At 51.2% G+C, this 15,164-nt stretch carries 7 protein-coding genes; 6 read left to right on the top strand and 1 reads right to left on the bottom strand.

Annotated elements, in window-relative coordinates; genetic code table 11:
* Positions 1-46 precede the first annotated feature (46 nt).
* Complete coding sequence (locus C5O19_RS18615; protein ID WP_165796065.1) at positions 47-3,049, bottom strand: sensor histidine kinase; 3,003 nt, start codon at positions 3,047-3,049, stop codon at positions 47-49.
* Between the two features lie 1,412 nt (positions 3,050-4,461).
* On the opposite strand from C5O19_RS18615, the gene C5O19_RS18610 reads away from it, so the two are divergent.
* The 6 genes from C5O19_RS18610 to C5O19_RS18585 all read left to right on the top strand — a co-directional run bounded on the left by C5O19_RS18610 (position 4,462) and on the right by C5O19_RS18585 (position 15,105).
* The gene (locus C5O19_RS18610) at positions 4,462-7,830 is read left to right on the top strand and encodes an ATP-binding response regulator (protein ID WP_243406440.1); all 3,369 of its coding nucleotides are present in this window, start codon (positions 4,462-4,464) and stop codon (positions 7,828-7,830) included.
* Positions 7,831-7,978: 148 nt separating this feature from the next.
* Positions 7,979-8,722 carry a hypothetical protein gene (locus C5O19_RS18605; RefSeq protein ID WP_104714881.1) on the top strand — a complete coding sequence of 248 codons (744 nt, stop codon included), beginning with the start codon at positions 7,979-7,981 and terminating at the stop codon, positions 8,720-8,722.
* Positions 8,723-8,736: 14 nt separating this feature from the next.
* The gene (locus C5O19_RS18600; RefSeq protein WP_104714880.1) at positions 8,737-9,381 is read left to right on the top strand and encodes a hypothetical protein; all 645 of its coding nucleotides are present in this window, start codon (positions 8,737-8,739) and stop codon (positions 9,379-9,381) included.
* On the top strand, positions 9,378-10,172 hold the full coding sequence (locus C5O19_RS18595) for a sensor histidine kinase (RefSeq protein ID WP_104714879.1): 795 nt from the start codon (positions 9,378-9,380) through the stop codon (positions 10,170-10,172). The genes C5O19_RS18600 and C5O19_RS18595 overlap by 4 nt, the downstream gene beginning before the upstream one ends.
* Positions 10,173-10,378: 206 nt before the next feature.
* Complete coding sequence (locus tag C5O19_RS18590) at positions 10,379-13,450, top strand: PAS domain-containing hybrid sensor histidine kinase/response regulator (RefSeq protein ID WP_104714878.1); 3,072 nt, start codon at positions 10,379-10,381, stop codon at positions 13,448-13,450.
* A 1,082-nt stretch (positions 13,451-14,532) separates the two neighbouring features.
* Positions 14,533-15,105 (top strand): gluconate 2-dehydrogenase subunit 3 family protein, encoded by a 573-nt coding sequence (locus tag C5O19_RS18585; protein ID WP_104714877.1) that lies wholly within the window; start codon positions 14,533-14,535, stop codon positions 15,103-15,105.
* Positions 15,106-15,164 lie beyond the last annotated feature (59 nt).

Here is a 15,164-nt window from a genome sequence, read left to right as displayed (position 1 = left end):
CTACCTAAAGGAAATAAGTTTAAAAGCACCTTCCTAGGCCCAAGGCTTACGAAGGTGCTTTTAAGTCAAATACCCAAATGGTTCCGCTGGAATGGCTACGCACGCGCGTGGGAATCTTCAACGAATGCGTAAATTCTTTAATCAGCACCAGGCCCAAACCCACGGGTGTCTGCCGGGAAAGCTCCTGGCGATTACGCTCGGAGTTAATCCACTCCACTAAGGCTTGCGGCATACCACCGCCCGTATCTTCAATGAATAGCCGGATTCCTTCTTGCCAGGGTTCCGTAGAAATTTGAATGAGACCTTCCCAACACGCTTTCACGGCGTTGTCGAGCACATTATGGAGAATGATTTCTAATTGTACCTGATTGCTTTTTACCCATAAGCCGGCGGGCACCGTGTTGAGAAGCCGGGTTTGGTTGGCCTCGGCAATGGGTAGAAATAAGGCAACCTTGGCAGCAATGAGTGCCGATACATCCACAGGCTGCTCCATACCGGGCTCCATTTGTGCCTTGATGGAGGCTAACAAAGAATCCATTAAGCGATAGGATTGAGCCGAAGACTGCTCAATGGTACGGCTGGTTTCCAAAAGATCAGGCTTGGTAGGTTCTTTTTCTAGCCCTTCTCGCAACAGGCGACTTACCCGATGTAAGTACTTTAGGGGCGTACGAACGTCATGACTAATGACCTTAAGGAATCGGTCCTGAATAATCATCTGCCAGTTTAGCTCCTCTTTAAAGCTTTCCAGTTCTCGTAAGGTATGACGCAATTGGCGGGTTTGCCTGGCCACGTGCAAGCGTAGCACTTTGTTGTTACGCTCCAATAACCGGGTTCTCAGGTGAACCAAGCCCTGAATGGCCACCGCTAGCAAAACCACCAGACCCAGTCTTACCCAGCCTAACTCATACCAGAGCGGCTCAATGATTAACAGCAGGCGTTTTCGAAGGTGGGGTCGCCCCATGCCATCGACTTGTCGAATGACCAGCCAACAGGATCCGGCCGAGAAGTGATGCAATAGCTTGAGTTGATCCGTATAAGACGTTTCCCAGGGTGGTACTTCCGCGTTGGGTTCTTCCAAGCGGTACTCGTAGGCTAGTGCATGCAAATTTCCAGCGTAAGGACTAATCAGATCCAATTCCAAAAATTGTCGTCCTGACTTTACGTACAAGGTATCTCGCACCGACAGGGGTACCCGGTTTACGGCCAGACGATCAATAAATAAGGGCTGCTTGGCCGAAGACGAAGGAATCTTGTCGGGATTAAACCAAACCATTCCTTGCAAAGACGGCAGTGAAATGTACCCATTGGGTAGCAAGAGCCCACAGGGTTGGCAACCCCCGTTAAATTCATTGGTTAACAAACCATCCTGCGTATCGTAATGGCGATAGTACACTTTTTCCGTTTTTCCCGCCGCATAATGTAGTAATTGCTGGATAGAGGTCTGAAAAAGACCTTTATTCGTAGGAATCCAGAAGCACCCATGCTGATCCTGCACCAAGCAGTGGGCGTTGCGTAAATAGAAGTGCGCATCGAGCGGAAAAGACGTGTATTTCCCTTGCTTCAGCAGAAAGAATCCCTGACCATCCGTCGTACCCCAGAGTTCTCCCGGTCGGCGCAGGTAGAGGCTCCGTATCGGGGTGTCCTGCAGCAGCGTATCCAAACGCCGTTGCGACAGTTGCACGCGGTAGAGGCCCTTTCCCGTACCCAGCCACAGATAGTCCTTGGACTCCTGGACCAGCACACTCATGCGTTGAAGAGCCATACGTTGAAATAAGGCGAGTCGGGGTTGGGTCTGGCGCGGATTCAGCGTAAATAAGCCGACATTACGCACCCCCACCCAGATTCGCCCATCCGCCCCCGCGTACAAACCCGTAATAACATCAGGAGCCTGCCAACGACCTTTCATCTGCGTACCCTCCGGATTTAAGCAATAGAGCTCGGTCCGGTCTTTCACCCATAGGTTCTTTCGCTGGTCGCGAATCAACAGACTTTTATTATCCGTTCGGGTGAGTCGCTTTAAAAGGGGACGTATGGAACCTGCGGGTGGCGTAAGACCGAGTATATTGCCCTGGGCCGAAAGGACGGTTTGGCCTTGAAAAGGAACCTGCGCGTAGTAGACATTATCGGACGCACTACTGGGAAAAACCAGGGAAGAAAAGTACTGGCGGGAAAAGACATACAAGCCCCGGGTCTTGCTTCCCAGAAAAATGGAGCCCGTGGCATTGTGATAATAAAAACTACCAATGTCCTCGGCCACACAATCAAACTGACTCAGCAGCAATTGCGTGTGTAAGGCACCCGAGGCGCTACGCGTTAAGCGATACAGGTGTTCCCGTAAATAAACGGCCCCCTGACCCGTTAAGGGATTCCAGTACACGCGGCATTCGTGCTTGTGGTGCCGGTAGGCGGGATGATGACGGATGTCGCCGCGTAATTCTTCGGGAACCGATCCCTCCGGCCGCACCCAGGTAAACGTTCCCGAAGGATTCCAGTAGTAGAGTTGTTGATCTAGGCAGAACAGGCGGCCCAGGTGAGCGACGGCCCGGGTGGCAAAAGACCTGGTTTTTTGTCCAGCCTGGCAACATTCGACCCGCCCCCGGCGATACAAGTAATACGTTTGCTGACCGGCGGCTAAACCATAGGATTCATCCGCCTGGATGGGTACAAACTGATCCGTTACGCCCGTAGCCATCCGAGCGGTTACGTAGGCTCTTAGAAAGGGTTGCCTATCCAGCGTCTTTTCAAAGTTGGTATCGATCCGGGCCGTTCGATTTTCAATGCGAACGTACGCTTTATCCTGCGTTAGTGCATATAAACGGGGACCCTGGTTAAATAGCGTAAGAATGCGATCACTCGGCAAGGGGAGTTTCGTACGATCGTAGATTTTAAATACCCTTCCATCGTAACGAACCAGCCCTCCTTCCGTTGCCAGCCAAATAAACCCTTCGGCATCCTGGGTAATCGTCTTCACGCTGTTTTGAGGCAGCCCACTGGCATCGGTAAAATGCTCCTGATGATACGCCAGGGCACTAGGCTTCTCTTGGGCCATGCTCCCTAAGCTAAGGCATTGAAGCCACACGTACCAATAGCCAATTAACCGCCTTTTTCCTCGCATTCTTCGCTACTAATTTTCTTCTGTTAAGTGCTACTGCCCGCTTACCCAGGTTAATCCCATACAGGTTCCCACGGCTATAAGCCGGATTTCTACGGGATAAACCCTCGTAATCAATCCCGTTTCTTGAAGCCAAGCCGCTTATTTGGTTTGAAAAAACAACCTTGCGTGCATGGTCTGCGGATCCTTAGAAGACAGGACAAAGACTAACACGGGTTAACCTGAAAGCGGACCTCCTTTTTTTACGTGGGTAAGAAGAAAAGCATAAGCGGCACTAGGCCTGTGCTACTAGCGCTAGGAACTTCGGCTTGGGTAAACGTCGGCAACCAGAAGCATTTCATCGGGAGTCAAGATTCATTTTCAAGACCAGCTGAATTAACACGGCCAAGGAAGGCAAGCAGAGAACGAGTACAAAATTGGGAAGCCTCCTACGGTCCGATTCGAGCGACTCAGGCCTGACCCAAGCGTTCCCGCTTAGATTCCTGATTTTTCTTCCGGCAGTAGCCTCGAGCATCCTAATCAAAAGCAGCGTTTGCCTACATCAACACGTCGAGTAAGGGTTCGTCATGGTCAGCAGCGACGAAAGAATCTTGGTCTCCTTCTCATTTCCAGCCCGTATTCAGGGCCACTTGCCGTACGCTTACCCAGCCGCCGCACCCTCCCCCCTTCCTTGGTTTAGTAGGTATGGGATTTCTTTAGAAGCCCTGGGCACCTGTATCAAAGGTAAACAAAGACCTGCATACAAAATACTTCATCTATCGTTGCTAACGCTTGCTTGATTTTCAAACGCATAGCTAAAAAACCCGCTAAGCAGGGCGGGTTTTGGGGTTCGTTCGATTGAGTCCAGAAAACAACTGGGAGTTTAGGGCTCAGCCATCCAAGGCCTGACCGGCCCCATACGCTGGCCCGAAGCGGAGACTCGGATGAGAAATCCCAAGGGTTACGTCCCAGAGATTAAATCATTAACCCTGGGGCTTTCCACGAATGCAGGTACAAAACACGAACTTCCCCTTACCGCATTCAATAGTATTTCTTGGATTTTATTCTCCAATTAATTGGAGTATCTTCAGGCCAACAAAAGCGTAGGAAGAATCGTATGGGGTTCAAGGCCGCCAGCGTCCTATAGTATACTGCTGTTTCTTTACTAGTAGTTGTGTATTTAGTGGTTAGGGATTACAGCGAAGTATCCTGACTCTAGCAAACGTGAGTCTTACTAAGGAACATCCCACCGGGGAACATCCCACCGGGGAGACCTTAACAAAAATAGGTCTTTGATGGTTAAAGAAAATAGAACCCACCCGGGCGTTTTTCGGGAAGACCACTCCCCCCAGCTTTTCATATCAGCTTTGATGACCTCACATCCACCCTTAGAATCTTCTCAATCCTTTTTATCCGGTGGCGGTGCCATGGGGGAACTCATACGGACCATGGACTGGTCGAAAACGCCGCTGGGGCCGCCGGCTACCTGGCCACAAAGTCTTCGAACTTCGGTCAGTTTATGTTTATCCTCCACCTTTCCCATCCTAATTGCCTGGGGTCCGGAAACGATTCAGATTTACAACGACAGCTACCGACCTATTTGCGGAGCCAAGCACCCCGAATCGATGGGGCAAAATTTCCGGATTTGTTGGGAAACGGCCTTGCCTGTTGTAGGAGATGCCTTTACCCGAGGTCAGCAGGGGGAGGGTACCTACATTAAAGACCAACAGATGTTTTTGGACCGGTATGGGTATCTGGAAGAAGCCTTCATGACCTTTTCCTTCGCTCCCATCCGCGACGAATCCGGTGAGGTGGGCGGTATTTTTCACCCCATTACCGAAACCACTGACAAGATGCTCAGTGCCCGCCGAACACAAGTGCTGCGGGATGTGGCCACCAGAACGAGTCAGGCCAAGAGCAACCCGGATATTTACGCGGCCCTAAGCGGTCTCGATGAAAGCTTTGCCCTGGACCTACCCTTTTTACTCTGTTATGAAAGGCAAGCCGACGGGGTCCAGCTGATGGCCACCAGCCAGTCGGCACCCTTCGCTCAAGTCTTACCTGCGTTCACCGAACCGTCATGGCTAAGCGAAATTTCTACCCTAACGGTTCTGGAAGATGTACCGAATCGGTTGGGAAATTTTCAAGGAGCTGCATTTCCCGAGCCCGTCCATACGGCGGTAGTCCTTCCCATTGTACTTTCTACGAAAGCACAGCCGGTGGGCTGGGTCGTAGCGGGGGTAAGCCCCCGGCGGGCGCTGGATCAGGAATACCAGAATTTTTACGCCTTGCTTGCCAATACCATCAATACGGCCTTTTCTAACGTCTACGCCTACCAGGAAGAACAGAAAAAGGCCGAAGCCCTGGCAGCCATTGATCGAGCCAAGACGGCTTTTTTTAGCAACGTCAGTCACGAGTTTCGCACGCCCTTGACCCTCATGCTGGGGCCTTTGGAAGAACTACGGGCGGAGTCTTTATCTTGGACCCAACGCCAGAATCTGGAAACCACTCACCGCAATGCGCAACGGCTACTCAAGCTGGTTAATAACCTGCTGGACTTTAGCCGCATTGAAGCACGCCGAACCCATGCCCACTTTCAGGCCACCGACCTCTTTTCGCTTACCCAGGACCTAGCCAGTAGCTTTCGCTCGATTATTGAAAAAGCGGGCATGCAACTCAACGTGGTGCTGGACCCCTTGCCGGACGTCTACGTGGACCCGGAAATGTGGGAAAAGATTGTCCTCAACCTGCTTTCAAACGCCTTTAAGTACACCCTACAGGGATCGATTACCGTCACCTTACGCCAGCAGCAGAACCAGGCAGTACTTCGCGTAACTGACACTGGGGTAGGAATCCCTATTCGTGAGCTACCCCACATGTTTGACCGCTTTCACCGGGTTGAAAACGCGGGCGGGCGTACCCACGAAGGCACGGGCATCGGTCTTTCGCTGGTACAGGAACTCGTGCACCTGCACCAGGGCTCGATCCGCGTGGAAAGTATTGAACACCAGGGAAGCAGCTTCATCGTTACCCTACCCCTGGGAAAGGCACACTTAGCGGCCAGCGACATCCTGGATACCCCCGCTCAGCCCGGCATAAGTGGACTAGCCGGTACTTTCCTTGAGGAAGCCCGTAGTATTCTCGGCCAGGAGGAAATCCCCGAGCATACCGCTGAGCACCCCGAACGAGATGCGCATACGACGGTACTCATCGTCGACGATAACGCCGACGTGCGACAGTATCTGGTGCGGTTACTCAAGCCCTATTTTGGGATTCGAACCGCTACCAATGGAGCCGATGCCCTGCAACAGCTGCACGCCCACCCCATTGATTTAGTGCTGAGTGATTTGATGATGCCCGTCATGGATGGTAAGCAGCTACTGACCCTGCTCAAGGCGAACCCCGCTACGCAGGCTATTCCGCTGATTTTTCTTTCTGCCCGAGCGGGCGAAGAAGCCCGCATTGATGGGTTGGAGGCGGGTGCCGATGACTATTTAGTGAAACCCTTCTCCAGCAAAGAATTGCTCACGAAAATCCGGGCCCAAATTAAAATTTCGAAAACCCGTTTGTTTGCCGCCAAGCAACTCCGGCGGCTGGTGGAACAGGCCCCCGTGGCCATTGCCATTTATGCCGGCCCCGAGTATATCGTGGATGTGGCCAATGCCGCTATGCTCCAACTATGGGGGCGCCAGGCCCATCAGGTACTCGGCTTTCCTTTACTGGAGGCTTTACCCGAGCTCAACAACCAAGGCTTTGGACCGATCATGGGCCAGGTATACGCCAGCGGGGAAGGGTACGTGGCCCGGGAAATTCCCCTTACCCTGGCGGGCCGCGATACGCCCGTGTATATACAATTAACCCTGGAAGCCCTACGCGAAGAATCGGGCCAGCCTACGGGCATTATCGCCATTGCCCACGAAATTACGCCCCTGGTTATCGCCCGACAGCGGGCACAACACCTGGCCACGGATTTAGAAGACCGGGTCGTCGAGCGTACCGAGAAGCTCGAAATTGCTAATCAGGAGCTGTGGCGGGTCAATCGAGAACTGGAACAGTTTGCCTACATCTCGAGTCACGACTTACAAGAACCCCTCCGCAAAATCCAGGTCTTTGCCAACCTTATGCAAACCCGGCACTTAGTAGCTGGGTTACAAGGTCAGGCCTACCTGGAAAAGATCATGCAATCGGCCGATCGCATGTCCCAGCTCATTAAAGATCTCCTGCAGTTTTCGCGTTTGACGCAGCCCGACGAGCTTTTCACCGAAACGGATCTCAACCTGGTACTCGCCGAGGTACTACGGGATTTTGAAGCATTGATCGCCGAAAAAGGTGCCCAGATTGAGTGCCCCGCTCCGCTTCCCCGGCTCCTGGCGATTCCCGTACAAATCAACCAGCTGCTTAGTAACTTACTAAGCAACGCCTTAAAATTCACCGAAGACCGTCCCCGCATTCAAATTAGCTACGACCCTTCACCCGTACTCCCCACGACTGTAAAAGTACTCTCGACCGATTACGTATGTTTACGCCTCAAGGACAACGGTCCGGGCTTTGATCCAGCTTACGCCGCTCAGTTATTTACCCTTTTTAAGCGACTCGATCCGGGGCAAACGGGTACGGGCATTGGCCTAGCGATCTGTAAAAAAGTAGCCGAAAACCACGGGGGATTCATTACCGCTCAAAGTCGGGCCGGTGCACAATTTGACGTCTTTCTGCCCCGCCACCGCGTGCTGGAAACCTAGGACATCGTTTGACATAAGTAAAGATCGGTGAGAAATGTTTGAGGGTAGACCAGTAGTAAATGCCTCAAATTAGCTCACTACTAATGAGTATAAGCCATTTTTTTAGTACCTTTCCCTGCTCATTGCTTTGCCCTAATCATAGTCCCCCATGAGATCTTTTTTACTCGGCCTGCTGCTCAGTGGGTTGCTGTGTGCCTGCCAATCCAAACCCGCCAGCCCCCCCGATTCGCCCCCCGTCACCCCGATCGAAGTATCCGGCTCACCCATCTCCGCTAAGCAGGCCTGGGAAGAAATCAGCCTACTGAGTGCCGTTCTCAATCAGGAACTCGGTGGCGTGAAAGCCTATGAGCACCTCAACGAAACCAGTGCCGATACCAGCGTTTTTCACAAGCGATTTAAAATTAACCTGGCTGAGCTGCGTCAGTTTTATAAGGGACAAAAAAATCTAATTGTCTACCCCGTCCTGACGGATCTGGACCAACCCCTAAGCCTACTCCTAGGAACGACGGGGCCAGCCGATACCTTGAACGCAGGGTATTTTAAGGGTATTGCTCCTGCCCGGGCTCAACTCTATAAAGAAAACTTTCGCTACCAACTTCTGAGTACCGGGCTGGATAGCTTGCTGGCTCCGCCTGCCTTTTTTAAGAATTACTTTTATTATAGTCTGCCTACCCCCATTGACCGGCTGGAAAAATGGCTGAGCGAACTCTTTCCAACGGGATCCTATCCCGAGTACATCTACCTTTCGCCGGGCTTACTACCCCGTTCTACCGGGGGTGCTTACCTAACCATTATTTACTCCGTGCCCGTAGTCCCCGAAAAAGATGCTGCTTCGGAGGATGCTTACTTTAACGTGATTAAAAATTGCCCCCCACCCAGTAACTGTCAATAAAGGTTTCCCTTCGTATGAGTGATTTTGATCCCTATAACATTGCGATCCTTCTGTTAATGGCCGTCGCCCTGGGTTTGGCTAGCTACCGCCTGCGCACGCTGCCGAAGAGCCTGCGCTATTTTTGGGCTTTATTGCTCTTTACGCTACTAGCCGAATCCCTTGCTTTTTACGCCCGGGTGGTGTATCACAACAACCTGTTGGTTTACAATACCTTTTGGCCCCTTGCTTACGCATTAACCACCCTGGGCTACGCCGAGGAGTTACGCAGCCCCTGGTTGAAACGAAGTCTGATTTTCTATGGAATTTTTTACGTGGTTAACGTACTGTGGTGGCAGCCCTTTCGCTCCGTCGGCGGGACGAACAGCCTGGTCCTTTCCCTGCTGCTAACCAGCGCTTGGGCCCTGTGGTATTTTCAGCGACTGCTGCAACAGCCACATTCCGTTTTTCAGTACCGTTTGTTTTGGATTAGCAGTGGTATCTTACTTTTTAATGCAACTTGTCTGCCCCTGCAGGCTCTGCATAACAGCCTAGGCGAAGACCTGCGGATGCACTACTGGTTTAACCGGGTGGGATTCCTGGCTAACATGGCTATGTACACGTGTTTAGCCCTCGCGTACGTGGGTAAACAGGAACGCTTACCCCTTCAACGTCGGGTATGACCTTTTCGGATCATTTTTTGATTACCTGTCTGGTCGTCTGCTTACTACTGACGACGCTGGCGGGCTTTGTCATTGTCAATACCATTCGCTACCAGCAACGCTACCGACGGCACCAACGCGAGCAGCAAGCCCTGAAAGCTGCTTTTGCCCAGGAGTTGCTGGAATCCCAGCTCGAAATTCAGACGGCTATTCTGGAGCACATCAGCCAGGATTTGCACGATCACGTGGGTCAGCTTCTATCGGTCGTGCGATTGGGCCTGTTTAGTTTACGTAATAAAACAACCGATACAGCGCTTAAACAGGAAGTAAACGAAGTCAATGCCCTGCTGCAGGAAGCCGTCCAAGCCGTTCGGGACGTGACCAAGACACTGAATCCGGGCGTCATTGAAAGCTTCGGCTTGTACGAGAGTGCCGTTTTTGAAGCCAATCGCATCCGTAAAGTAAGTCAGTTGGAATTAAAGGTAAGCCTGGAGGGATCGCCCTACGCCCTTCCCGAGCGGCAGGATTTACTGCTTTTCCGCATGATTCAGGAGATTTTAAATAATGCCCTCAAGCACGCGCAGGCCAGCCAGATTTCCCTGCATTTTTCGTACGAATCTCACGCGTTACGCATCCACATTACCGATAATGGATGCGGTTTTTCCGCACAACCCGCACCGTCCGTAGCGGGCAGCGGACTGGGCCTTAAAAACCTGCATCGTCGCGTCGAATTACTCAAAGGCGCTCTGCACATCGATAGTCAGCCGCAACGCGGTACGTCCGTAACCATTGCCGTACCGACCCTAGGGTAAGCGGGGGCACCGCTACTGCTAGCTATCTTACTAGAAGCGATAGAGTAAACACCTACCTCCGAAATTTTTCCATCCATAACCAAGGATTTTCTACCCAGTTAGTCCTTGATTCCAAGCATATTCTGTATTTTTAACCTTTACAAGGAATTACCCTTTCATAACCGCACCTACACTATACTCCGTCGTAAGTCAGAGTCCGCCATTTCATGAATTACTTAAAAGAAGAGCTATTTACGCTGATCAAAAGTGATCAGCGTATCTTTGACTTTGTCCTGGAATCCGGCTTATGGTCCTGGGACTTGTCTCGGCCCGAACACCAGTGGATGAGCCCACACTTTTGGGGCCTACTCGGCTACGATTCCGTACCTGATCGATTGCCCGAAGCCTTTATTCACCCGCAGGACGAGTACCTGGCCCGCCACTTTGCCGATGCCCATCTAGCCGATAGCCAGGCCCCCTGCCAAGCCGTTATCCGGTATTTTCACCGCACGGGCTCCCTGGTCTGGATCCGTGTGAAGGGTCTGGCCATTCGCAGTGCCGAAGGGCATCCCTTCCGGCTACTGATTACCTTTTCGGATATCACCAAAGAAAAGCAGGCGGAACTGGCCGCCCAACACGAAGCGGCCCTCTACAACTACATCGCCGCTAGTGGTTTATTGTACTTGGTTAAGACCGACGAGCAGGGGCATTATCGCTTTTTGAACCAAAGTTTCTGTCAGGATTTCGGGCTGGATTCACAAGCTGATTTAGGACGCTCTTTGCTGGAAGATGTCATCAAGAAAGATCAAGACAAAGCACAAGCCCTGCTCACCTATAACCAATGGCCTACGGCCGCCCCCCAGGCCATGCGTCTTCGGCAGACGGGCAGCAACGGTGACATCCGTAGCATCGAATGGCTCCTGATGGGCCCGACCAGCAGCGCCCATGAGTTTTTGCTCATTGGCCGCGACTTAACCCAAAACCATAAAGTAGAACGGGACTTCTCCCTGCTCATTGCCAACATGAGCGATGTGCTCACCACGATTACGCCCGAGGGAATTTTAACCTACGCTTCGGCCAGTTGGACCAATGTCTACGGGTATTCACTTCAGGAAACGCTGGGTCAGTCCGTAGCCAGCTTTGTGCATCCCGATGACTTGGCCATCTGCATGAACGCCCTGACGCTGACGCTGACCACCAATACCGTACAGCCCGGGGTGGAACATCGGATCCGTCATAAAAATGGTTCCTGGTGCTGGGCCATCACTACGGCCGGCGTGAATGAACTCGGCGGTGAAATTATTTTGACCAGCCACGATATTACGGATCGGAAAGCGGCCGAAGCCGAACTGCATCACACCCGGCAACTGCTCGAACAAACCAGCCAAATGGCTCAGGTAGGGGGCTGGGAATACAACCCGGATCGCCAGGAGCTTTTTATGTCCCAGGTCACCCGGCAGATCTACGAACTGTCGGGTAATGCTCCCGTAAGTCTACCCCAAGCCCTGGCTTTGCTAGGACCTCATCAAAGCCGGCTCAAGCGACGTGCCCTTCGGGCCCTGCAAAAGGGGCAGCCCTGGGACGAAGAAATTCAAATTAAAACGGCTCAGGGCCAGCCCAAATGGATTCGGACGCTGGGACACGTGGAAATCGTAGAGGGTCGCTGCCAACGTTTCTACGGAAGCATACAGGATGTGGACGAAAAGAAAAAGGCAGAAACCAAGATTGTCCAAGCCCAACAGCAAGCCCTAGCCGCCAGCCGGGCCAAATCCGAATTTCTGGCTAACATGAGTCACGAAATCCGAACGCCCTTAAATGGGGTGGTCGGTTTTAGTGAACTCCTGCTCAAAACGCCACTGGACGAAACCCAGCAGCAGTACGTAAAGCTGGTTGTACAATCGGCCCAAACCCTGCTGGATATCATCAACGACATCCTGGATTTTTCTAAAATTGAAGCTGGCCATCTGGAATTATCCCCGGAGAGCATTGACTTGCCTGAACTAGCTAGTCAGGTTACGGATCTGATCCTGTTTCAGGCCCACCAGAAAAATATTGAAGTTTTACTGGATATTAGCCCCGACGTAACCCGATTCATTCAAGCCGATGGCGTTCGTCTGCGTCAGGTCCTGGTCAACCTGCTCAGTAATGCCATGAAATTCACACACGAAGGTGAGATCGAACTCAAAATTCAAAGCTTAGGCCAACAAGACTCGGGCCTGACACGTTTCCGCTTTTCGGTCCGTGATACCGGCATTGGCATTAAGCCCGATCAACACGAGCGGATTTTTGAAGCCTTTGCCCAGGAAGACGCCTCGACAACCCGACGTTTCGGCGGTACGGGGCTAGGGCTGAGTATCTCTACCAAGTTGCTGGCCTTGATGAAGAGTGAGTTAAAACTCGAGAGTACGCCGGGTCAGGGTAGCTTGTTTTACTTTGAAATCGACTTGCCGGTGCTTCAAGATGCACCAGTGCTTACGACTGATTTGCACCATCTTAAACAGGTCTTAATCGTGGATGACAACGCGACCAACCGCCGTATTGTCACCGATATGTTAGCCTTACATGATATTACCTGTCAGCACGCCAGCTCGGGCGAAGAAGCCCTGGCGCTCCTGCAAAGTACTACCCGCTTTGATGTCGTGCTTATGGACTACCACATGCCCGATCTGGATGGTTTGCAGACGATTCGCCGCATTCGGCAGCAATTACACCTTTCGGGCAAGGAGCAGCCTATCATTATGCTGTGTAGCTCTTCGGATGATCCGCTGCTCAACGAAGCCATGCGACCCCTCGATATTGATGCCCGGCTGTTGAAGCCCATTAAAATGCAGCAGCTCTATCAGGCACTCTCTCGTTTGCAGCAACCCGCGTGCCCACCCGACCAGCCTTTGTCCGCAACAACCGTCTTGAGTGAGCAGGCGCTGAAACTGTTAATCGCCGAAGACAATGCCGTTAACATGCTTTTGGCCAAAACCCTCCTTAAACGCAGCTTTCCTCAAGCAACCTTGCTGGAAGCTACCACGGGCCGACAGGCCATCGAGCAGTTTGTAGACCACCAGCCCGATCTGATTTTTATGGATGTACAAATGCCCGAACTCAATGGGTATGAAGCGACGCTGGAAATCCGTAAACTCGAAACGCACCATCGCACGCCCATCCTGGCCCTTACGGCCAGTGCCGTACTCGGCGAGCGTGAACGTTGCCTAGCCGCGGGTATGGATGATTACCTCATTAAGCCCGTAGTCAAAGCGGCCCTGCTTTCGGCACTTCAGCACTGGCTAGACCGTAAGCCCGTTTAGACATCGGTACCTTTTTATATAAATATTACTCTTTATCTACCTATTGAGTATTATACCCTAAAATCAAAAATTACTCTCCTCTATTTTTATTGGAGGGACTGTACGCATTGTATCATAAAAACATCTATCTTGCGGGCAGATTTAGCGTAAGCGTCAAAAAATTAGAAGATTTTCCCTTCATGGGCAGAATGAAGGGGCCTATACCCTACCGAACCATCCCGCCAGACTCGGTAGTCATCTGCCTTTTGCTCCCGGCCTTGAAAATAGGTTCGGGGGCTTTTTTTTTGTGCCATTTAAAGGCCTGCTTCTTCCCTTTTATCAAGTATTTTTTAAAATATTTTCAATTCTTTTTAATCATTTAACCCTCAAAATTGGGCATAAAAATCCCCCTACATTTAGGGTCCCTATTACGAGATTCCAATGCTAACTTTATATAATCATCCATTATGAAATGGTACTTTTACTTTAAAAAACTTCTTTTTTGACTTAAATTTTTACGTTAAGAACGCTTTTTTATCCATTTAAGTCGATTTTCTCTTTAGATATGATTTAGAGTGAATTAGCATGCACCTCTGCACAGCTGAATCTACCGACTCCTTACCAGCCCTAGCGGAATGGCTTGTTCATTCAATCTTTTCGTTTATTTTCACAGTGTAAACATGTATACAAAGAGTACCCAAGGATCCTTAAGCACTCGCTGTTGGCGGACAGCGGGTGCTTTTTTTGTGCCCTCCTGCCAACTACACCCGTGACATTCGGCCAAGTACTACGGATAAATTCCTGAATCTTACGCCTACGTATTTTCCCCTGAGCATTTTTCAAGCCTTGTTTTCGCTCACTTCGCCTCTTCTAAGGGAAGATTATCACGCTCAACTCCCCTTTTTCTATACTCCTGCGCATGACCTTCCCGCTAGCGGGACCAGCCAAGAAACCCTAGATTTTAGGAAATTTTAAGTCCGATTTTCCACCCCTAAATTTTGTCTATCCATGGTATTTTTGTAATTTTCCCTGCTTATTCAGCCGCTTGCTAGTGGGCTCTGAATGATCTAACGTTTTACGTACTTAACACGCTTACTTTCCGCATGAAACGCAGAGAAGCATTACAAATGGTAGGGGTTATGATGGGAGGTTTGCTGGTAACCCCAGCATTGGCCGACATCGTAGAGGGTCGCCGGGCTCTCCCTACGACATCCGCTAAACTGGTCTTTGACCAGCCTACCGAAGATCTCATCGCTGAAATTGCTGACGTGATTATCCCAACGACGGCAGACTCACCCGGAGCCAAAGCTGCCGGGGTAGGCCCTTTCCTAAACGTATTGGTTTCGGATTGTTACCCCAAGGAATACCAGGAACGCCTGCAAAATGGCTTGGCTCGGGTAGACCGCGAAACCAAGGCTGTTTACGGAAAATCGTTTAAGGATGCTTCGCTGGAGCAGAAAACGAATATTCTCAAGCTGGAAGAAGCGAATGCCTATGCGGACCGTAAAGCAGGCGTAAAAGAGGCACCCTTTTGGTTTACGATTAAGGAGCTCTCCATGTTTGGCTATTTTACTTCAGAAATCGGAGCAACGCAGGCCCTGAGCTACGAATATGTACCGGGCCGTTACGAAGGTTGTACGCCGTTGAAGCCGGGCCAAAAAGCCTGGGCTACCTAGTGGATTCCACCAGGCGTCTATTCCCCTTTTGTTACCGGGCTATGGCCCCATCAAACATT

The organism is Siphonobacter curvatus (assembly GCF_002943425.1).
In the GTDB taxonomy this organism is placed as follows: domain Bacteria; phylum Bacteroidota; class Bacteroidia; order Cytophagales; family Spirosomataceae; genus Siphonobacter; species Siphonobacter curvatus.
The sequence above is the reverse complement of the archived record's forward strand: the minus strand, read 5'-3'. Positions and strand labels throughout refer to the sequence as shown.